Here is a 19,448-nt window from a genome sequence, read left to right as displayed (position 1 = left end):
AAGCACCCGGCTCAGAGCGCCACCCAAGCCGCCGTGATCAGAGCGAGCCCCGCCCCGCCCAACACCCACGCCGAGCGGGTCATACGCAGACCGCCCGCCACCACCACCGACGCCAGCAGCAGGGCACCACCGAAGGGCACCCAGGCGTGCAGCAGACCCGCCGGACCCGTCCGCACGACATCACTGCTGCCCGGCTTCACGACCACGGAATACGTCTTGCCGGGCTCCACCGCCACGGACCGCTCGATATCGACCCGCTCCCGCGCCGTCGAACCCGTCGACACCGGGGCGTACGGCCCCCAACACGTCTTCTCGTCACACCGCGAGACGGTCATCGTCCCCTTCTCGCGCCCCTTGCTCAGCATCACGTGCTGAGCGGTACCCCAGGACCCCCACACCCCCGCGACCAGGATCAACAGCGCGACCACACCCGTCGCCCCGAGCCGCCCGTACCGCAACGCGCTCGACGCACCACCGCCCTTGCCGCGCGCCGCACGGGCACGCCGCGAGCGGGGAGCGGTGGCAGAGGTCGCAGGCATGGCCGGGATCATTGGCCATGCCACTGCGGTCGGTCAACCCTCGCAGGCCACGACCACCCACAACACGCCGTACGACCGCCGCAGTGATCGCCCACCGGCCGCCTCAGGAGTTGTACGTCCCCTGCGCCCGCTCCAACCCCTCGATGACCAGGCACTCCACGGCGTCCGCGGCCCGGTCCACGAAGTAGTCCAGCTCCTTGCGCTCGGCGGAGGAGAAATCCTTCAGCACGAAGTCCGCGACCGGCATACGACCAGGTGGACGCCCGATCCCGAACCGCACCCGGTGATAGTCCGACCCCATCGCCTTCGTCATCGACTTCAGCCCGTTGTGACCGTTGTCACCACCACCGAGCTTCAGCCGCAGCGTCCCGTAGTCGATGTCCAGCTCGTCGTGAATCGCCACGATGTTCGCCACCGGCACCTTGTAGAAGTCCCGCAGAGCGTTCACAGGACCGCCCGAGAGATTCATGTACGACATCGGCTTCGCGAGAATCACGCGCCGATTCCCCGGCCCCGGCGGCCCGATCCGCCCCTCCACGACCTGCGCCTGAGCCTTCCCGGCCCGCTTGAACCTCCCCCCGATCCGCTCGGCCAACAGATCGACCACCATGAACCCGACGTTGTGCCGATTCATGGCGTACTCGGGCCCCGGATTACCGAGCCCGGCGATGAGCCAGGGGACGGTGGCGTCGGTCGTCACGTGCATGTCTCCTTATGCGGCAGCCGCCGCCCCCGGAAAGGGAACGGCGGCTGACAGTCTGCTACGGCTGAACCGCAGGTCAGGCCTCGGCGACCGCTTCGCCCTCGGCGCCCCCCTCGGACGGCTCCTCCGCCTGCGCGGCCAGGACCTGCAGAACGACCGCGTCGTCCTCGACGGCCAGGCTGACACCCTTCGGCAGCGTGATGTCCTTCGCGAGGACCGACGCACCGGCCTCCAGGCCCTCGACGGAGACGCTCACGGACTCCGGGATGTGCGTGGCCTCGGCCTCGACCGGAAGCGCGTTCAGCACGTGCTCCAGCAGGTTGCCACCCGGCGCCAGCTCACCCTCGGTGTGCACCGGAATCTCGACGTTGACCTTCTCGCCCTTCTTCACGATCAGAAGGTCGACGTGCTCCAGGAAACCCTTCAGCGGGTCACGCTGCACAGCCTTCGGAATGGCCAGCTCCGTGGTCTTGCCGTCGATGTCCAGAGAGATCAGGACATTCGGCGTACGCAGCGCGAGCAGCAGGTCGTGACCCGGCAGGGTCAGGTGCAGCGGGTCGGAACCGTGACCGTACAGAACACCGGGAACCTTGGCGTCACGACGGATACGACGGGCGGCACCCTTGCCGAACTCGGTACGCGTCGACGCGGCGAGCTTCACCTCGGACATGATCACTCCTCGTAGAGGTAGAAGGGACGGGGTCACCCGGCCACGAACGGCCTGCTACGAAGAGCGCGTCGATAACGGACCGCCGAACCCTCGAACGGGAACGGCCTCCCTCGCCGAGCAACTGCAGCAGTCTACTCGGACAGGGAGGCCCTACCCAAAACGATCTCTACCTCTACTGCTCGTCGAACAGACTCGTCACCGAACCGTCCTCGAACACCTCACGCACCGCACTCGCGATCGTCGGCGCGATCGACAGCACCGTGATCTTGTCCAGATCACCACTCAGCTCACCCGGCGTCGGCAGCGTGTTCGTGAACACGAACTCACTCACCCGCGAGTTCTTCAACCGGTCCGCCGCCGGACCCGACAGCACACCATGCGTCGCCGTCACGATCACATCCTCCGCACCATGCGCGAACAGCGCATCGGCAGCGGCACAGATCGTCCCACCCGTGTCGATCATGTCATCGACCAGAACACAGATCCGGCCCTTCACATCACCGACGACCTCATGCACGGTGACCTGGTTCGCCACATCCTTGTCACGACGCTTGTGCACAATGGCCAGCGGAGCGCCCAGCCGGTCGCACCAGCGGTCGGCCACCCGCACACGACCCGCGTCCGGAGAGACGACCGTGAGCTTCTCGCGGTCCACCTTGTCGCCCACATAGTCCGCCAGCAGCGGCAACGCGAACAGATGGTCGACAGGACCGTCGAAGAACCCCTGAATCTGGTCCGTGTGCAGATCCACGGCCAGAATCCGGTCCGCACCCGCCGTCTTCATCAGATCGGCGACCAGACGCGCCGAAATCGGTTCACGCCCACGGTGCTTCTTGTCCTGCCGCGCGTAACCGTAGAACGGCACGATCACGGTGATGGAGCGGGCCGACGCACGCTTCAACGCGTCGATCATGATCAACTGCTCCATGACCCACTGGTTGATCGGAGCCGTGTGGCTCTGGATCACAAAACAGTCCGCACCACGAGCCGACTCCTCGTAACGGACATAGATCTCACCATTGGCGAAGTCGAACGCCTTCGTCGGGACGACCCCGACATCCAGCTGCTGGGCGACCTCCTTGGCAAGCTCGGGGTGTGCGCGGCCGGAGAAGAACATCAACTTCTTCTCGCCGGTCGTCTTGATCCCGGTCACAGCACTGTCTCCTCAGAGGTTTCTCAGCTGGGCGCGCGACAGCCACTCAGCTGGGGTGCGGGTGTGCACTTATCACGGTACGCCGTCCCCGACGCACCCGTTTCCAGTCAGCTTTCGCTCTCCGCCTCCCGGGAAGCCACCTCGGCCGCCTTCGCCGCCGCGCTCCCCGGACGCTTACGAGCCACCCAACCCTCGATATTCCGCTGCTGGCCACGGGCCACGGCCAACGAACCGGGCGGCACATCCTTCGTGATCACCGATCCGGCAGCGGTGTACGCACCGTCCCCAACCGTGACAGGCGCCACAAACATGTTGTCCGAACCTGTCTTGCAGTGCGACCCCACGGTGGTGTGGTGCTTCTGCTCGCCGTCGTAGTTCACGAACACGCTCGCCGCGCCGATGTTGGTGTACTCACCGATCGTCGCGTCACCGACGTAGGACAGGTGCGGCACCTTCGTACCCTCGCCGATGTTCGCGTTCTTGGTCTCGACGTACGTACCGATCTTGGCCTTCAGCCCCAGACGGGTACCGGGACGGAGATACGCGTACGGCCCGACGGCCGCCTGCGGACCGATCTCGGCGCTGTCGGCCACGGCGTTGTCGACCCGCGCACCGGCCCCGACCCTCGTGTCCTTCAGCCGCGAGTTCGGACCGACCTCCGCGCCCTCGCCGAGGTGCGTGGCGCCGAGGAGCTGGGTGCCGGGGTGGACGACCGCGTCCTGCTCGAAGGTCACGGTCACATCCACCCACGTGGTGGCCGGGTCCACGACGGTCACACCGGCCAGCATGGCCTCGGTCAGCAGCCGGTCGTTGAGGATGCGACGGGCTTCCGCCAACTGCACGCGGTTGTTGATCCCGGCGATCTCCCGGTGGTCGCCGGCCACGGAGGCGCCGACCCGGTGCCCGGCCTCACGCAGGATGCCGAGGACGTCCGTCAGGTACTCCTCGCCCTGGGAGTTGTCCGTCCTGACCTTCCCGAGCGCGTCCGCGAGCAGCTGGCCGTCGAACGCGAACACCCCGGAGTTGATCTCACGGATCGCGCGCTGCGACTCGGAGGCGTCCTTGTGCTCCACGATCGCGGTGACGGCCCCCGAGGCGCCGTCGCGCACGATACGGCCGTAGCCGGTGGCGTCCGGGACCTCGGCGGTCAGCACGGTGACCGCGTTGCCGTCGGCCGTGTGGGTGGCGGCGAGGGCCCGGAGGGTGGCGCCGGTGAGCAGCGGGGTGTCGCCGCAGACGACCACGACCGTCCCGTCGACGGTGCCGCCGAGTTCTTCGAGGGCCATGCGTACGGCGTGCCCGGTGCCGTTCTGCTCCGCCTGGATCGCCGTACGGACGCCGGGGTCGATCTCGGCGAGATGCGCGGCGACCTTCTCGCGGGCGTGCCCCACGACCACGACCAGGTTCTCCGGCTCAAGCTCCCGCGCGGCGGCGAGTACGTGACCGACGAGAGAGCGGCCACAGATGCTGTGCAGAACCTTGGGTGTGGCCGACTTCATACGGGTGCCCTCACCCGCTGCGAGTACGACGACGGCTGCCGGGCGGGTTGCGCTCACGGGGATGCCCTTCGGCTGTGGATGGGTGGGGTGTGGACATCCGCAGGATACCGGGGGGTTGTGAGGGGGAATGTGAGCGGGTCCTGACCCGCCTTGTGGGGGTCAGGACCCGAACCGAGGTTTTGTGTGCTGGGGCTCCCGGGGAAGGAATCGAACCCTCATTCAAGAGACCAAAACTCTTTGTCCTACCATTAGACGACCCGGGATGGTTTGCTCCCTATGTCCGAATCTCTAGATCGGCTTCAGGTGCAGCCCCTACTATGCCGTACCAAGCGCCCTCCATGCGACGGTATAGGTCAGCGCTCTGTCGGACATAGATCACGAGGCAGCCGTGATAGGCCTCGTTGGTGTTCTTGCGGACCGTGCGCGGGTTGTGCTTCTTCAGGGTGGCCTTGCTGAATGCTGATGGATCGACGCCTGTGATGTCTGCCCAGTACCGCTCGGCAGCCTCCGTGTCTGCGGACTCGTGGATGCTGACTCGAAGGGTCAGGCGATCCCGTGCTACATCGAGCAGCTCCAGCCAGCGCAGGAAGAGCTTGATCACGTTGGGGTCGCTGTTGATGAACTGCAAAACCTCGGTGCGGCGGTAAGGCTTGTCCTTGGAGCCCTCAGCCCAGTAGAGGCCGACGCCGACGAGAAACAGCTCGCGATCAGAGAGTTCGCCAACCTCTGCGGCTGCAGCCTGTTTGACTGCCTGGCGCTCGCGATCCTGCTCGGCGCGCAGCCGTGCGAGCCCCGCGTTCATCCGTGCCCGTTGCTCCTCGGGTGTGCATCGTGGCTCCGGTGTGGGCAGGTCCCGCACCCACAGTGAGACAGAACTCTTCGAGCAGCCCAGTTCTGCCTGGATCTGGTTGTACGTCCAACCCTGGCGGCGTAGCTCGCGTGCTTTCTTGCGGAGGTCGTCCTTCGCCCTGGGGCGCTTCGTCCATTCCGGAGGTGGTTCACCCTCGACGAGGCGCTGAAGGGTTTCGTTGTTGTGGACGCCGAGCTCGTCTCTGATCTGCCGGAGGCTGAGGCCGGCTCGCCGCAAGGTGATCGCCCGCTCCCGCAGGCCCTCGAAGTCGGCGTACTTGCTGTGTGCGTGTGCCATGGGCATACCGTCTGGGCGGAATGTGGGGTTCCGGAGTCGAACGGTGGGCGATTCAGCAGTTCGAGGGATACCGGGTGGTTTCGCTTCTGTTCGAATGCGGGGTGTGGTGTAGGCCAGTACAAGAAACTCGCCGGAAAAGCGAGGGCGCTCGAACGTAGGCTTGGGTCATGACCACGATGGGGGAACACCGCACCGGGGCCGAGGCGGAGGAGAGGGCCGGGCCGTGGTGGTGGGAGCGGTGGCGTGGAGCCCTGCTGGACGGTGGGCTGGCGCTGGTGTCGGCGGTCGAGTGCGCGGTGCAGGGGGAGCAGTTCGCGGGCAGCGCCGGGTTGCCGGTGGGGGTGGGGGTTGTCTTCGGGGCCGCCGCCGGGTCGGTGTTGCTGGTGCGGCGGATGTGGCCCGTCGCCGTCGTCCTGGTCTTTGTCGCTGTCGCGCCCGCTCAGATGGGGTATCTGATGGGGCTCGTCGGGCTGTACACGCTGGCGGCGTCGGAGGCGCCGCGGCGGATCATAGGGGCGCTGTCGGGGATGGCGTTCTGTGGCGTGTTCATCGTCTGGTTCGTGCAGACGACGCAGAGCGAGGTGAGCGGGGACGCGGGGGTCAGCGGGGAGTGGTTCGCGCCGTTCGTGTCGTTGGCGGTGGCGATCGGGCTGACCGCGCCGCCGGTGTTGCTCGGGTTGTACGTGGGGGCGCGGCGGCGGTTGATGGAGAGTCTGCGGGAGCGGGCGGACTCGCTGGAGCGGGAGCTTCAGTTGCTCGCGGAGCGGGCGGAGGAGCGGGCGGAGTGGGCTCGGGGGGAGGAGCGGACTCGTATCGCGCGGGAGATGCATGACGTGGTCGCGCATCGGGTGTCGTTGATGGTCGTTCATGCTGCCGCCTTGCAGGCGGTGGCGCGGAAGGATCCGGAGAAGGCCGTCAAGAACGCGGTGCTCGTGGGGGACATGGGGCGGCAGGCGTTGACCGAGTTGCGGGAGATGCTCGGGGTGTTGCGGTCGGGGGAGGGGTTGTCGTCGGTGGTGCGGGAGCCGGCGTCGGTGCCGTTGGCCGCGGTGGGGGTGGCTGCGGCTGCGGCGGCTTCGCGGGCGGAGGAGGAGGCGGGGGAGGGGCCTCGGTTGGCGGAGTTGGAGGAGTTGGTGGGGCAGTCGGCGGCTGCGGGGATGGTTGTCGAGTTGTCGGTGGAGGGGGAGGTGCGGGTGTATGCGGCCGAGGTGGAGCAGACGGCGTACCGGGTGGTGCAGGAGGCGTTGACGAACGTTCACAAGCATGCGGCGGGGGCGAAGACGCATGTGCGGCTGGCGCATCGGGCGGCGGAGATCGCGATGCAGGTGGAGAACGGGCCGCCGCCGGAGCCGGGGGTGGCGGGGGCCGCGCGGTTGCCGAGTGGGGGGAACGGGTTGCTCGGCATGAAGGAGCGGGTGGCTCAGCTGGGGGGTGTGTTCGTGTCCGGGCCCACGGAGGCCGGGGGGTTTCGGGTGTCGGCGGTGATTCCGGCGGCGTAGGGGTTTGCTTGGGGCTGGGGCTGGGGCTGGGGCTGGGGCTGGGCGGATGTGTGGGGCACCCGGCGGCTTCTGCTGGGCGGGGGTGGGATTCGCGTACCGGCGCTGACAGGGTGCCGCCGGGGGCTCAGCCTGCTGTCAGGCGGGTGGGGGCGGTGCCGGTGAGCAGGGTTGTGAGGGCCGCGTCGATGGTGGGGCCCAGGTACCAGTCGCCGGTGTGGTCGAGGGCGTAGGCGCGGCCGTCGGTGTCGACGGCCAACAGGGCTCGGGTGGCGGTTTCGTGGCCGAGGGGGCAGACCTCGGTGTCGAGGGCGCGGCCGAGGTCGCCGAGGGTGCGGGCCATGTGGAGGCCGTGCAGGGGGTCGAGGTGGAGGTCGGCGGGGGCGAGTTGGCGGCCGGGCCCCTGTGCGTTGAGGCGGAGGCCGCCGAACTCGGCCCACGCTTCGACGGCGGCCGGGAAGACGGCGTGCCGGTGGCCTGCGGGCGAGGTGTGCTCGCGCAGGGTGTCGGCCCAGATCTCGGCCTGCTTTATGTCCCAGCGTCCGGGCTGCCAGCCGGCGGCGCGCAGGGCGGCGTCGACGGGTACGGAGAAGCGCGTGGTCGAGGTGCGGTCGGTGTGCATCTGCCCTTTGTTCGTCGGGGGTTCGTCGGTGCGTGGTACGGCGGACGTCGGTGTACCGGGTGATCGGTGTTGTCCGTGTGATCCGTACCAGGTGATTCTGTGGCCCTGGGGCGGGTTTTGTGATGTCCGGATTTCCGGGGTGGTCCTTCAGAGACGGTGCTGAAGGGCTGTTCGGTTGCTCCGGGGGCCGTCGCCGGGTCGGTTTCCCGGTGGGTTCGTGTCGGCGGGGCTCACGATGTGTCCTCGGCCGGGTTCACGATGCGTACGCCGAAGTGGGCGCTGAGGGCGGTGCAGGAGCGGCAGGGGGTGGCGAAGCCGCCGTGGAGGGGGTCGCCGTCCTCGCGGATGTGGCGGGTGGTGAGTTTGGCCTGCTTGAGGGCTTTGCGGGCCTCGCCGTTGGTCATGGGTCTGCGGGAGGCGCGCTTGCTGCGGGCGGCGTCGGCGGTGGTGATGTGGCGGGAGATGAGGATGGCCTCGGCGCAGCGGCCGGTGAAGCGGTCGCGCTGTGCGGTGGCGAGGGAGTCGAGGAACTCCTGTACGAGGGGGTGCAGTGGGGGTGGCTGGTCGCCGCGGGCGGCGGTGCCGGTGAGGGTCTCGCCGCGTACGGAGAGGGCGGCGGCGACGGTGGGCAGGATGCCGTCGCGGCGGTGGAGGAGGGTGGGGGTGTGGGGCTGTTCGGCGGTGCTCCAGCCGATGCGGGGGTCTCCCGTGGGTCCCGCCTGCGTCGCGCTCATGGTCGTCATCCCCTCCTGTTACATCCCCCGTCAGCGGACACAGAGTGCCAAACGGTGTGGCTGGTGTGGAAGCTGGGGCAGTGCGACACGCCCGGTCTTCGGCGCTGCGTGAGGGTCGTGTGACGGCTGGTCACGGTAGCGGAGGCCCGGTGACCGGTGTCGCCGTACCGCATAGGCTGTCGACAACCGCGACCCGTGCGGTTCCGTGATCGAGGGCTTGTGGGAGAGCGTTTCGAGAGGGGGGCCGGGGCGGGTCGGGGCCGTCGGAACGGGTCGTACGCGGGCCTTTTCACGGCCGGCCGGTGCAGCCGGTACAGCTAAAAAAGCCAAGACAAGCCAAGAACAGCCAAGAACAGCCAGAACAGTTCGCCCAACAGCCAGAACAGTTCACACAGAACGCCGCAGGGGGCTACCGCCATGACGACAGGTCGGCTCGGGCAGCAAGCCGCGCCGCCGAACGCGGCCTATGCCGGGCAGGTCGTGCAGTTTCCGGACCCGGTTCGGGCCGCGCGTCATCCGAGGGGTGTCCGTGTTGACGCGCACGGGTATCCGGACTTCTCGCCCTATGCGCGTGCGGCGGCGGAGATCGCGGATCCTCCGGAGGGGTTCGGTGTCGATGAGCTGCGGTTGACGGACTATGTGTCGGCGAACGCGGCGCTGGCGGCCACCGGGCATGAGTTGTGGGACACGATTCCGGCTGTGGCGACGCCGCACGGGTGGACGTGGCATCACGTGGTGGGCAGTCGGCGGCTGGAGCTGGTGCCGGTCGAGGTGAAGGCGTTGCTGCGGCATCACGGTGGTATCGCGACGGCGCGCGTGGATCAGAACAAGCGGGGCACGCGGCCGTTGCAGGAGACGCGGCCGGCGCATTTCGGGCTGCCGAAGTCGTCGGCGGTGGCGGTGACCGAGTCGCAGGTGCAGGGGGTCGAGGAGGACCTCGGGTACCGGTTGCCGGGTGCGTACCGGTCGTTTCTGAAGGCGGCGGGCGGCTGTGCTCCCGTCGGGGCGGCGCTGGACGCGGAGTTGGGGCTGCTGGTCGACCAGCCGTTCTTCACGGTGCGCGACGAGGCCGCCGTCAACGATCTCGTCTATGTCAACAAGTGTCTGCGGGACCATCTCACCAAGGACTATCTGGGCGTCGCGTTCGCACAGGGTGGGCTGCTCGCGGTGAAGGTGAAGGGCGACCGGATCGGGTCGGTGTGGTTCTGCGCGTACGACGACGCCCGTGACGTCGATCCGTCGTGGCCGCCGGCCGAGCGGGTGGAGCGGTTGCTGCGCCCCGCGGGTGAGGATTTCGACGCGTTTCTGTCCCGGCTGGCGGGCAATCCGCCGGAACTGGAGACGGTGGCCAACCTGATGGTGGACGGTGGCTTCGCGCGCGCCGTACCGGTGGCCGCGGGCGCCGTGACGTCTTCGGCGGGGGAGTGAGTTTTCGATGGTGACGTTCGCTCAGGCGCAGGAGCGTGCCGAGGAGTGGATCAACGGGGACGTTCCCGGTTACCAGCACCGTGAGGTGCGGGTGCGGGAGTTCGAACTCGGGTTCGTGGTGTGGGCGGAGGACCGCGCGGACGGTCCGCGTTCCGACGGCGGCGCGCAGCGGCTGGTCATCGCGCGGGACAGCGGGGAGGCCACGTTGTGGCCGTCGCTGCCGGTGGGTGAGGTGATCCGCCGCTATGAGGAGGAGTACGCCCGTCCGGACGCGGCTCCGGTGGCGCCTGCGGCCCCTCCGGCCCGGGTGGACCTCAATCAGACGTCGTTCCTGCTGACTCCGCCGGAGTGGTTGCAGGACGCGGCGGACAGGATGGGGATTCCGGACCGGCGGTCGGGGGCCGCCACCTCGGGCGCGGGTACGGGCGCTGGTTCCGGTGCGTCCGATGGTGCCGGGTCTCGTCCGGCGGCGGCCGACGCGGGGTCCTCGGGTGCCAACGGGCTGCCCGGGGGCGCTGGTCCGATGCCCGAGACGCTGCCGGGTGCGGGCGCTTCGCCCGCCGCGCCCATGTCCGGCGGCTCCGGTGGTTCCTTCGGGTCCGGGGTTCCGGCCGATGCCACGCCGTGGCCGGCCGCCGCTTCGGCGGAGGACGAGGTGCGGGACGCGGTGCCGCCGAGGGACGCCGAGCCGCACGACGCGGTGCCGGGTGTGCCCGCGGGGGCGACTCCGTGGGCCGGGACGGACACCAACGCCGACGCGGAGGAGGACCGTTCGGTACCGCTGCCGGAGACGGTGTTCGCGCAGCAGCTGTCCGAGGTGAACGGCGAGGACGACAACCCGACGCCCTCCGCGCCGCCGGACGCCAAGACGGCGCTGATGTCCGGGGGCAGCCAGCTTCCGCGTACGACGGTGGCGCCGGCCATCGGCGGGCCCGGCGACGGCCCCGACTCGGGGGCGCCGGGCGGGCCGGGTACGCCACCGCCGGGTGCGCCTTCGTACGGGTACCCGCAGGGTCCCGGTACCCCGCCGCCGGGTGCGCCCTCGTACGGGTATCCGCAGGGCGCCCCGCAGGGTCCTGGTACGCCGCAGGGGCGTTCGCTCGCGCCCAACGCCGGTGACATCGCCGACGCCGCCACGAGCAAGGCGGCGCCGCCTCCGCGTCGGGGCGGCAGGGGCGGTGGGCCGAGCACGCCTCCGCCTCCGGCTCCGCCCGGCACCCCCGGTACGCCGGGTGCCCGACCGGGCAGCACGCCTCCGCCGCCGTCCGCGCCTGGTGCGCCGGGTACTCCGGCGGGTGGTTATGTGCCGACGCAGCTCGTCTCGTCCCTCGGCCCGGACGGGCTCGGGGGTTCGCTCGGCGGCCCCGGCGGTCCGGGCGGCCCCGGCGGTCCGGGCGCGTCCGCTCCGGGGCAGCCCGGGGCTCCTGGCGCGCCGGGGATGCTCCGGGTGCCGCCGAATCCGCCCGGGGGTACGCCCGCCGGTGGTGTCCACCATGCGGCGACGATGCTGGCCGGTCCCGCGGTGGGCGGCCCGGGTGCGCCGCAGCCGCCGGGCGCGCCCGGTATGCCCGGTGCGCCTGGTGCTCCGGGTCAGCCGGGGACACCGCCGGGTGCCCCCGGCCCCGTACACCATGCCGAGACGATGCTGGCCGGGCCTCCGGTCGGCGGTCCCGGCGTTCCGCAGCCGCCCGGTCCTCCTGGGATGCCGCCGGGGGCCGCGCCCGGGATGCCGGGGCAGCCCGGTCATCCGGGTGGGCCGATGCCCGGGCCGCCGGGTGGGCCGGGTGCGCCGATGGGGGCTCCGCCCGCGTACGGGTATCCGCAGCCGCCCGCCGGTCAGCCGACCGTCGGCCCCGGCTACCAGGCCGTACTGCGCTATCGCGCGCCCGACGGCTCCGAGCAGCAGGTGATCCGGCGGTCCGCGCCGGGTACCCCGCACCCGGAGTGGCAGATCTTCCATGAGCTGCGCGGCATGAACATCCCCCCGGAGGCGGTTCTCGAACTGCACACGGAGCTGGAGTCGTGCGAGCTGCCGGGTGCGTACTGCGCGCGGATGATCCGCGAGCAGTGGCCGAACGCCCGCATCACGTCCATCGCCCCGTACGGCAAGGACCATGCGAGCCGGCAGCAGGGCATGGCTCAACTCCTCGCGCATCAGGGTGAGTTGCACCAGGTGGCGGACGGCCCGGCGCGGCCGGCGCCGGTGCGGGCGCCGTTGCCGCCGGTGCAGCCGGCGCCGCCGGTTCCGCCGGAGGCGATCGCGCAGGAGCTGGCGGCGGCGTTCGGGCCGGGGATCTTCCGGTTCGACCAGCAGGCGGTGTCGCGGCAGGGTGTGCCGCCGATCGTGGCGCACACCCTGGTGGTGGCCGGACTGCCGGTGGACATGGGCCCGTTCTTCTGGGCGCAGGCCCAGTCGGGGCGTCCGGTGCCGACGCTGGCGGAGATGGCCCAGGAGCGGGGTGTGCAGCCGGCGGCCGACGCGGGCTCGTACCTCGTCATGGGCAGCGATTTCGGCAAGGCGCTGTGTGTGCAGTACGGCACGGCGAACATCGTGGCCGTCCCCGTGGAGGCCGGGCCGGGCGGTGCGCCCGTGCCGCCGCAGTTCGTGAACACCGGGCTGCCGGAGTTCGCGCGCTGCCTCGCTCTGCTCGGCCGGATGTGGCGTCTGCGCTTCGGTCTGAACCAGGAGCAGGCGGGCCGCTGGACCGTCGACTTCCAGGCTCAACTCGCCGCTCTCGACCCGGCGGCGCTCGCCTCGCCGGAGAGCTGGTGGTCGGTGCTGCTGGAGGAGATGTGGGACGGGTTGCTGTGAACCGCTGCCGCTGACACGGCGGCCGGCTGTCGCTGAATGTCGCTGACAATCGCTGACTGCCGCTGATTTCCGCTGACGCGGAGGCGCGTGGGCCTGGCCCGGTCGTACGACCGGACCAGGCCCTTTTCGCGTTCCGGGCGTCCGTGACTACCGTACGGAGTGTCGCGTTATGAACACTTCTGTCCGATACATCAGTATGTGTGCGAAATCATCATTTCGTGTGCGTCCGGCGGAGAGGGTCCAGCATGAGCAGCGCATCGATGGCACCCCACGGTCTCGATCTCGATTTCGACGTCGTACGGCGTGGTTACCGCCCCGACCAGGTGGAAGCCCGCGCGGTGGCCCTCGGGCGGGACCGGGACGCCGCGTGGGAGCGGGCCGCGCGACTGACCGTGCTGGCCAGGGACATGGGTGCCGGACTGGCCCGGCTGCGCGAGACTGTCACCGGGCTGGCCCCGCAGACGTACGAGGCGCTCGGCGGGCGGGCCCGGGAACTGTTCGAGCTCGGTCTTGAGGAGGTCTGGGCGGTACGCGAGGGTGCGCGCCGGGAGGCCCGGCGGGTCGTCGAGGAGGCCGAGGAGGCGGGGCGGCGGCTGCGGGAGGCCGCGCAGGCCTACGCCGACGGCGTGCGCGGCGAGGCCGAGGAGCGTGCCCGGCAGCGGTTGCTGGCCGCCCAGGCCAAGGCCGACGACCTGCGGATCGCGGCGCGGCGGGCTGTGAAGGAGAGGCGCGGTGAGGCGCTGGCCGCGCTGCGGGAGGTGCGGGAGCGGACCGAGGGGATGCTTGCCGAGCTCGACAAGGAGTACGCCGAGCGGGTCGCCGACATGGAGCGGGAGGTCGCCGAGCGGGAGGCCGCCTTCGACGAGCGCCAAGTCGAGCGGGTCGCCGCCGCGGAGGCCGCCGTCGCCGACGCGGAGCGGGGGTTCGCGGAGGCTCGACGGGCTGCGGCTCAGATGCGGATCGAGGCCGAGGCCCAAGCCGCTGAGGTGATCGCGGAGGCTCGGCTCCGGGAGGAGCGGGTGGTGCGGGAGACCGAGAGGGTGCTGCGGGAGCACGGGGAGAGGCGGGACGACGTGCGGGCGCAGATGCACTATGTCCGCGACAGCCTCTCGGCGTTGACCGATTGAGCTGCTCCTCCGTCTCGGCCCGGCCGGAGTCGCGTTCAGAACACGGACTGTCTGCCCGCAGGTGAGCAGATCCGCACCACACTCGGTGTCTCGGCCCTCACGGACTGGAGCTTGTCACGCGCCTCGTCCGGGTAGGCACGGCTGAGCACCTCGTACGCGTGATGCTCAGTCCCTGAGGACCGGGAACTTTCTGGGCGCCAGCACCAGCAGGACGACGAAGGCCAGCGTCGCCGCGCAGGCCGCGCCCAGGTACACGGCGTCGACGGCGTCCGCCACCGCCCGGCGGACCGGCTCGGCGGCGGTGCCGGTGTCGAGGGAACGGGTCACCGCGTCGAGGTCCCCGGCGCCGCCCAGCCGGGACGCCAGCACTCCGTTCGCGATCGCGCCGAACACCGCCGCGCCCAGGGTCTGGCCCGTCTGGCGGCAGAAGAGGATGGACGCGGTGGCGGTGCCGCGTTCCTCCCACTCCACCGTCGACTGGACGCCCACGATCAGGGGGAGCTGGAAGAGGCCCAGCGCGGCGCCCAGCAGCAGCATCAGCAACGTCGGCTGCCACGCCTCGCCCGGATACGGGAGGAAGGGGAAGGCGAAGAGCAGCGCCGCTGCCGCCGCGATGCCCAGGATCGCCGTGTCCCGGAAGCCGATCCGGCGGTAGACGTGCTGGCTGAACGCGGCCGACACCGGCCAGCTCAGCGTCCAGATGGACACCACGAAACCGGCGGCCACGGGGGCCAGACCCAGCACCGACTGGGCGTAGGTCGCCAGGAAGACCGTCGGGGCCACCATCAGCAGGCCCAGCGCGCCGAGCGCCAGGTTCACCGCGGCGATCGTGCGGCGGCGCCACACCCAGCCCGGGATGATCGGTTCGGCGGCCCGGCGTTCGATCAGCACCAGCGCCGCGATCAGGGCGACTCCCGTGCCCAGCAGGGTGATCGACGGCCACGAGAGCCAGTCCCACGCCACCCCGCCCTGCACCAGCGCCGTCAGCAGGGCGCCTCCGCAGGCGAACACGGTCAGTGCGCCGGCCCAGTCCACCCGGGTCCGGCTCGTCCGCTCCCGCCGGGGCTCGTGCAGATGGCGGGCCAGCAGCCACAGCGCCGCCGCGCCCAGCGGCAGGTTGATGAGGAAGATCCAGCGCCAGTCGGCGTACGCGGCCAGGACGCCGCCCACCCCGGGACCGGCCACCGCCGACACCGCCCACACCGTGGACAGCTTGGACTGGATCTTGGGGCGTTCCTCCAGCGGGTAGAGGTCGGCCGCCAGGGTCTGCACCGTGCCCTGGAGCGCCCCGCCGCCCAGGCCCTGGACGACGCGGAAGGCGATCAGCGACGCCATGTTCCAGGCCAGCGCGCAGAGCAGGGAGCCCAGCAGGAACAGGGCCGCGCCCGCGATGAGGACGGGTTTGCGGCCGAAGGTGTCGGAGAGCTTGCCGTATACCGGGAGGGTGACCGTCACGGCCAGCAGATAGCCCGAGAACAGCCAGGAGAAGACGGAGAAACCGCCGAGGTCCGCGACGATCTGCGGGACGGCGGTCGAGACGATCGTGGAGTCCAGCGCGGCCAGGCCCATGGCCAGCATCAGCGCGGCGGCCACGGCTCTTCGCTTGCCGGTTCCGGTGCGCTGTGCCGTGTCGCGTATCGCGGGTCGCGTTTCGCCCACCGGATTCCTTCCCCTTGCATCTATGTGCCGGAGCCCAGCTTCCCACTTGACTCTTACGCAACGGCAGGGTGCAACCTGACTGCGTCGTAAGGGGGACCCGAACCCTGAGACCGGCTTCACCCGTCGGCGGAGATCCCCTAGGGGAACCTCCGTCATACGGCTCGGGGCGGGGTCGTACCGCCGGAGGACGAGAGAGGGCCGGGCCGCTCCTTAACCTGGCTTTACGCCGCTGGGGGGCGGCGCACCGGACCGACAGGGGTGGGGTTTTCCCCCGCAGAAGACTGCGCTGGGCACCAGCGCGCCGGACACCCCGCCGCGACCAGACTCGACGGCACACCACTTCGCGACCCGACGTCGCCGCACCACCCGTACGACCGGCACCTCATCTCGTGAGGTCGTACGGCTCACCTACTGACCGACATAGGAGACATACCGTGACATCGGCTGTGACCATCACCAGGCACGGGGGCACTGGAGGGCGTACGGCCGTTGCCGCGCGGGCGCGGCAGGTCGTGAAGGCGTACGGGTCCGGGGAGACCCGTGTCGTCGCCCTCGACCATGTGGACGTGGACATAGCGCGGGGACAGTTCACCGCGATCATGGGCCCCTCGGGGTCCGGAAAGTCCACCCTCATGCACTGCCTCGCCGGGCTCGACACCGTGACGAGCGGTCAGATCCACCTGGACGAGACCGAGATCACCGGGCTGAAGGACAAGAAGCTCACCCAACTGCGCCGGGACCGGATCGGGTTCATCTTCCAGGCGTTCAACCTGCTGCCCACGCTGAACGCGATGGAGAACATCACCCTGCCCATGGACATCGCCGGGCGGAAGCCGGACAAGCAGTGGCTCGCCAGGGTCGTGGAGACCGTGGGGCTCGCCCAGCGGCTGAAGCACCGGCCGACCCAGCTCTCCGGCGGTCAGCAGCAGCGCGTGGCCGTGGCCCGGGCGCTGGCCGCGCGCCCGGAGATCATCTTCGGGGACGAGCCGACCGGAAACCTGGACTCGCGGGCCGGCACCGAGGTGCTGGGCTTCCTGCGGCGGTCCGTCGACGAACTGGGCCAGACCATCGTCATGGTCACGCACGACCCGGTGGCCGCCTCGTACGCGGACCGCGTGCTGTACCTGGCCGACGGGCGGATCGTCGACGAGATGCACCAGCCGACGGCCGATCAGGTCCTCGACCGTATGAAGGACTTCGACGCGCGGGGGCGTACGTCATGACCGTCATGAAGACCTCGATGCGCAACTTCTTCGCGCACAAGGGACGGATGGCCCTGTCGGCCATCGCGGTCATGCTGTCGGTGGCGTTCGTGTGCGGCACGCTCGTGTTCACCGACACGATGGGCACGACGTTCGACAAGCTCTTCGCGGCCACGGCCTCCGATGTCACGGTCAGCGCCAAGAACTCCTCGGACACCGGCGAGACCCAGGCCGGCAACGGCAAGCCGCCGGTCATGCCCGCGTCCGTCGTGGACGAGGTGGGCGGCGCGGACGGGGTGAAGTCGGCCGAGGGCACCGTGTTCTCCACCTCGGTGACGGTCGTCGACGCCGACAAGGACAGCCTCTCGCCCACCAGCGGCGCCCCGACCATCGTCGGCAACTGGAACGCCAACGACGCCCGCACCATGAAGATCGCCTCCGGCGCCGCGCCGCGCGGACCGGACCAGATCATGGTCGACTCCGACACCGCCGACAAGCACGACCTGAAGCTCGGCGACGAACTCGGCGTCATCACCGCCGTCGGCACGCACACGGCGAAGATCTCGGGCATCGCCGAGTTCCAGGTCACCAACCCGGGTGCGGCGATCTTCTACCTGGACACCGCCACCGCGCAGAAGGCCCTCGTCGGTGAGACGGGCGTGTACACCAACGTCAACGTCACCGCGGAGGCCGGTTTCACGGACGCGGCGGTGAAGAAGAACGTCGCCGCCGAGCTGGGCGGTGCCTACAAGGTGCAGACGGCCAAGGAGGTCGCGGACGCCAACGCCAAGGACGTCGGCGAGTTCATGGGCGTGATGAAGTACGCGATGCTCGGCTTCGCCGGGATCGCCTTCCTCGTCGGCATCTTCCTGATCATCAACACCTTCTCGATGCTGGTCGCCCAGCGGACGAGGGAGATCGGCCTGATGCGGGCCATCGGCTCCAGCCGGGGCCAGGTCAACCGGTCGGTTCTGGTCGAGGCGCTGCTGCTCGGTGTCTTCGGCTCGGTCCTCGGCGTCGGCGCGGGCGTCGGCCTCGCCATCGGTCTGATGAAGCTCATGGGCGCCACCGGCATGAACCTGTCGACGGACGACCTCACCATCGCCTGGACCACCCCGGCGATCGGCCTCTTCCTCGGCATCGTCGTCACGATCCTCGCCGCGTATGTGCCCGCCCGCCGCGCCGGCAAGGTCTCCCCGATGGCCGCCCTGCGCGACTCCGGCGCCCCGCTCGACGTCAAGGCCGGTGTCGTACGGGCCGCGATCGGCCTGTTCCTGACCGGCTCCGGCGGCTACTGCCTGTACCTCGCCTCCGCCGCCGACAAGGCGAGCGAGGGCTCGATGTGGCTGGGCGGCGGTGTCGTGCTGTCCCTCATCGGCTTCGTCGTCATCGGCCCGCTCCTCGCGAGCGGTGTGGTCCGGGTGCTGGGCGCGCTGGTCCTGCGGATCTTCGGCCCGGTCGGGCGGATGGCCGAACGCAACGCGCTGCGCAACCCGCGCCGTACGGGCGCCACGGGCGCCGCCCTGATGATCGGCCTCGCGCTGGTCGCCTGCCTCTCGGTCGTCGGCTCCTCCCTGGTCGCCTCGGCCACGCAACAACTCGACAAGACCGTCGGCACGGACTTCATCATCCAGTCCGACCGGGGCGAGCTCATCACCCCGCAGGCGGTCGAGGCCGCGAAGTCCGCGCGGGGCGTCAAGAACATCACCGAGTACAAGTGGACCAAGGCCGACTTCACCACCCCCGACGGCAAGACCCTCAAGGACACGGCGATCACCGCCGCCGACCCGGGCTACGCCACGGACCTCGCCACCGAGACCGTCGCCGGCAAGCTGACGGACGCCTACAAGCCGGACTCGATGTCCGTCCACGAGAAGTTCGCCGAGGACCACGGCATCGCGCTCGGCTCCAAGATCGCCGTCGCCTTCAAGGACGGCTCCACCGCCGATCTGACCGTCCGGGCGATCACCAGCAGCGACGTCGTCATCGACGCCGGGGCCATGTACACCTCCATCGACACGATGGCCAAGTACGTCCCGGCCGACAAGATGCCCCTCGACCAGCTCCTGTTCGCCTCGGCGAAGGACGGCCAGGAGGCGGCGGCGTACACGTCCCTCAAGGACGCGCTGCACGACTACCCGCAGTACAAGGTCCGCGACCAGACCGACTACAAGGAGGCCCTGAAGGGCCAGATCGACCAGCTCCTCAACATGATCTACGGTCTGCTGGCCCTCGCGATCATCGTCGCGATCCTGGGTGTCGTGAACACCCTGGCCCTGTCGGTGGTCGAGCGGACGCGCGAGATCGGCCTGATGCGGGCGATCGGCCTCTCCCGGCGCCAGCTGCGACGCATGATCCGCCTGGAGTCGGTGGTGATCGCGCTGTTCGGCGCGCTGCTCGGCCTGGGCCTGGGGATGGGCTGGGGCGCCACCGCCCAGCAACTCCTCGCCCTGGAAGGCCTGAAGGTCCTGGACATCCCCTGGCCGACCATCATCGGAGTCTTCATCGGCTCGGCCTTCGTGGGTCTGTTCGCCGCCCTGATCCCGGCGTTCCGCGCCGGCCGCATGAACGTGCTGAACGCGATCGCCACGGAGTAGCCACCAACGAGCCGCAGAACACGGGGGACACGGGACCAACGGGGGTACCGGGGGAGAGCC

General features: G+C 70.1%; 15 protein-coding genes and 1 tRNA gene. 6 read left to right on the top strand and 10 right to left on the bottom strand.

The window, feature by feature from the left end; genetic code table 11:
* Positions 1 to 11: 11 nt before the first annotated feature.
* The 7 genes from STRIP9103_RS00225 to STRIP9103_RS00195 form a co-directional block, all read right to left on the bottom strand.
* Complete coding sequence (locus STRIP9103_RS00225) at positions 12 to 551, bottom strand: hypothetical protein (RefSeq protein ID WP_048819438.1); 540 nt, start codon at positions 549 to 551, stop codon at positions 12 to 14.
* A 91-nt stretch (positions 552 to 642) separates the two neighbouring features.
* Positions 643 to 1,245, bottom strand: a complete 603-nt coding sequence (pth, locus tag STRIP9103_RS00220) for an aminoacyl-tRNA hydrolase (RefSeq protein WP_048819437.1) — start codon at positions 1,243 to 1,245, stop codon at positions 643 to 645.
* 73 nt (positions 1,246 to 1,318) lie between these two features.
* The gene (locus tag STRIP9103_RS00215; protein WP_009293215.1) at positions 1,319 to 1,912 is read right to left on the bottom strand and encodes a 50S ribosomal protein L25/general stress protein Ctc; all 594 of its coding nucleotides are present in this window, start codon (positions 1,910 to 1,912) and stop codon (positions 1,319 to 1,321) included.
* A 172-nt stretch (positions 1,913 to 2,084) separates the two neighbouring features.
* Positions 2,085 to 3,065, bottom strand: coding sequence for a ribose-phosphate diphosphokinase (locus tag STRIP9103_RS00210; RefSeq protein ID WP_009293191.1), 981 nt, complete (start codon positions 3,063 to 3,065; stop codon positions 2,085 to 2,087).
* Positions 3,066 to 3,172: 107 nt separating this feature from the next.
* Positions 3,173 to 4,621 carry a bifunctional UDP-N-acetylglucosamine diphosphorylase/glucosamine-1-phosphate N-acetyltransferase GlmU gene (gene glmU / locus STRIP9103_RS00205; RefSeq protein ID WP_009293205.1) on the bottom strand — a complete coding sequence of 483 codons (1,449 nt, stop codon included), beginning with the start codon at positions 4,619 to 4,621 and terminating at the stop codon, positions 3,173 to 3,175.
* Between the two features lie 135 nt (positions 4,622 to 4,756).
* Positions 4,757 to 4,827, bottom strand: a tRNA-Gln gene (locus tag STRIP9103_RS00200).
* 11 nt (positions 4,828 to 4,838) lie between these two features.
* Positions 4,839 to 5,711: a hypothetical protein gene (locus STRIP9103_RS00195; protein ID WP_009293212.1), complete on the bottom strand. Its 873-nt coding sequence runs from the start codon at positions 5,709 to 5,711 to the stop codon at positions 4,839 to 4,841.
* Between the two features lie 167 nt (positions 5,712 to 5,878).
* On the opposite strand from STRIP9103_RS00195, the gene STRIP9103_RS00190 reads away from it, so the two are divergent.
* Positions 5,879 to 7,210 carry a sensor histidine kinase gene (locus tag STRIP9103_RS00190; RefSeq protein ID WP_009293213.1) on the top strand — a complete coding sequence of 444 codons (1,332 nt, stop codon included), beginning with the start codon at positions 5,879 to 5,881 and terminating at the stop codon, positions 7,208 to 7,210.
* A gap of 124 nt (positions 7,211 to 7,334) precedes the next feature.
* Here the strand turns inward: STRIP9103_RS00190 and STRIP9103_RS00185 are convergent, their stop codons facing one another.
* A complete protein-coding gene (locus tag STRIP9103_RS00185) occupies positions 7,335 to 7,829 on the bottom strand; it encodes an SUKH-3 domain-containing protein (RefSeq protein WP_009293197.1) in 495 nt (164 codons plus the stop codon).
* 230 nt (positions 7,830 to 8,059) lie between these two features.
* Entirely contained in the window at positions 8,060 to 8,563 is a 504-nt protein-coding gene (locus tag STRIP9103_RS00180; RefSeq protein ID WP_181800127.1) for a YwqJ-related putative deaminase, read from the bottom strand.
* Positions 8,564 to 8,980: 417 nt separating this feature from the next.
* Between STRIP9103_RS00180 and STRIP9103_RS00175 the strand changes: the two genes are divergently transcribed.
* The 3 genes from STRIP9103_RS00175 (at position 8,981) to STRIP9103_RS00165 (ending at position 13,930) form a co-directional block, all read left to right on the top strand.
* On the top strand, positions 8,981 to 9,991 hold the full coding sequence (locus tag STRIP9103_RS00175; protein WP_009293207.1) for an SMI1/KNR4 family protein: 1,011 nt from the start codon (positions 8,981 to 8,983) through the stop codon (positions 9,989 to 9,991).
* 7 nt (positions 9,992 to 9,998) lie between these two features.
* The gene (locus tag STRIP9103_RS00170; protein ID WP_009293201.1) at positions 9,999 to 12,803 is read left to right on the top strand and encodes an SUKH-4 family immunity protein; all 2,805 of its coding nucleotides are present in this window, start codon (positions 9,999 to 10,001) and stop codon (positions 12,801 to 12,803) included.
* Between the two features lie 245 nt (positions 12,804 to 13,048).
* Positions 13,049 to 13,930 carry a hypothetical protein gene (locus STRIP9103_RS00165; RefSeq protein WP_048819435.1) on the top strand — a complete coding sequence of 294 codons (882 nt, stop codon included), beginning with the start codon at positions 13,049 to 13,051 and terminating at the stop codon, positions 13,928 to 13,930.
* 165 nt (positions 13,931 to 14,095) lie between these two features.
* On the opposite strand, the gene STRIP9103_RS00160 is transcribed toward STRIP9103_RS00165, so the two are convergent.
* On the bottom strand, positions 14,096 to 15,589 hold the full coding sequence (locus tag STRIP9103_RS00160; protein ID WP_009293209.1) for an MFS transporter: 1,494 nt from the start codon (positions 15,587 to 15,589) through the stop codon (positions 14,096 to 14,098).
* Between the two features lie 434 nt (positions 15,590 to 16,023).
* Here STRIP9103_RS00160 and STRIP9103_RS00155 point away from each other — a divergent pair, with 434 nt between their 5' ends.
* Both STRIP9103_RS00155 and STRIP9103_RS00150 read left to right on the top strand, forming a co-directional pair.
* Positions 16,024 to 16,812 (top strand): ABC transporter ATP-binding protein, encoded by a 789-nt coding sequence (locus tag STRIP9103_RS00155; protein ID WP_048819434.1) that lies wholly within the window; start codon positions 16,024 to 16,026, stop codon positions 16,810 to 16,812.
* Positions 16,809 to 19,388, top strand: a complete 2,580-nt coding sequence (locus tag STRIP9103_RS00150) for an ABC transporter permease (RefSeq protein ID WP_009293217.1) — start codon at positions 16,809 to 16,811, stop codon at positions 19,386 to 19,388. Before STRIP9103_RS00155 ends, STRIP9103_RS00150 begins: the two co-directional genes overlap by 4 nt.
* Positions 19,389 to 19,448: the final 60 nt, after the last annotated feature.

The organism is Streptomyces ipomoeae 91-03 (assembly GCF_000317595.1).
Taxonomy (GTDB): domain Bacteria; phylum Actinomycetota; class Actinomycetes; order Streptomycetales; family Streptomycetaceae; genus Streptomyces; species Streptomyces ipomoeae.
The sequence above is the reverse complement of the archived record's forward strand: the minus strand, read 5'-3'. Positions and strand labels throughout refer to the sequence as shown.

Excerpts from the sequence above, each read along its gene's own strand:
- STRIP9103_RS00185 (WP_009293197.1), bottom strand. The coding sequence starts at position 7,829 with ATGCACACCGACCGCACCTCGACCACGCGCTTCTCCGTACCCGTCGAC.
- STRIP9103_RS00180 (WP_181800127.1), bottom strand. The coding sequence starts at position 8,563 with ATGAGCGCGACGCAGGCGGGACCCACGGGAGACCCCCGCATCGGCTGG.
- STRIP9103_RS00165 (WP_048819435.1), top strand. The coding sequence starts at position 13,049 with ATGAGCAGCGCATCGATGGCACCCCACGGTCTCGATCTCGATTTCGAC.
- STRIP9103_RS00150 (WP_009293217.1), top strand. The coding sequence starts at position 16,809 with ATGACCGTCATGAAGACCTCGATGCGCAACTTCTTCGCGCACAAGGGA.
- STRIP9103_RS00195 (WP_009293212.1), bottom strand. The coding sequence starts at position 5,711 with ATGGCACACGCACACAGCAAGTACGCCGACTTCGAGGGCCTGCGGGAG.
- pth (WP_048819437.1), bottom strand. The coding sequence starts at position 1,245 with ATGCACGTGACGACCGACGCCACCGTCCCCTGGCTCATCGCCGGGCTC.
- STRIP9103_RS00215 (WP_009293215.1), bottom strand. The coding sequence starts at position 1,912 with ATGTCCGAGGTGAAGCTCGCCGCGTCGACGCGTACCGAGTTCGGCAAG.
- STRIP9103_RS00175 (WP_009293207.1), top strand. The coding sequence starts at position 8,981 with ATGACGACAGGTCGGCTCGGGCAGCAAGCCGCGCCGCCGAACGCGGCC.
- STRIP9103_RS00225 (WP_048819438.1), bottom strand. The coding sequence starts at position 551 with ATGATCCCGGCCATGCCTGCGACCTCTGCCACCGCTCCCCGCTCGCGG.
- STRIP9103_RS00170 (WP_009293201.1), top strand. The coding sequence starts at position 9,999 with ATGGTGACGTTCGCTCAGGCGCAGGAGCGTGCCGAGGAGTGGATCAAC.
- STRIP9103_RS00190 (WP_009293213.1), top strand. The coding sequence starts at position 5,879 with ATGACCACGATGGGGGAACACCGCACCGGGGCCGAGGCGGAGGAGAGG.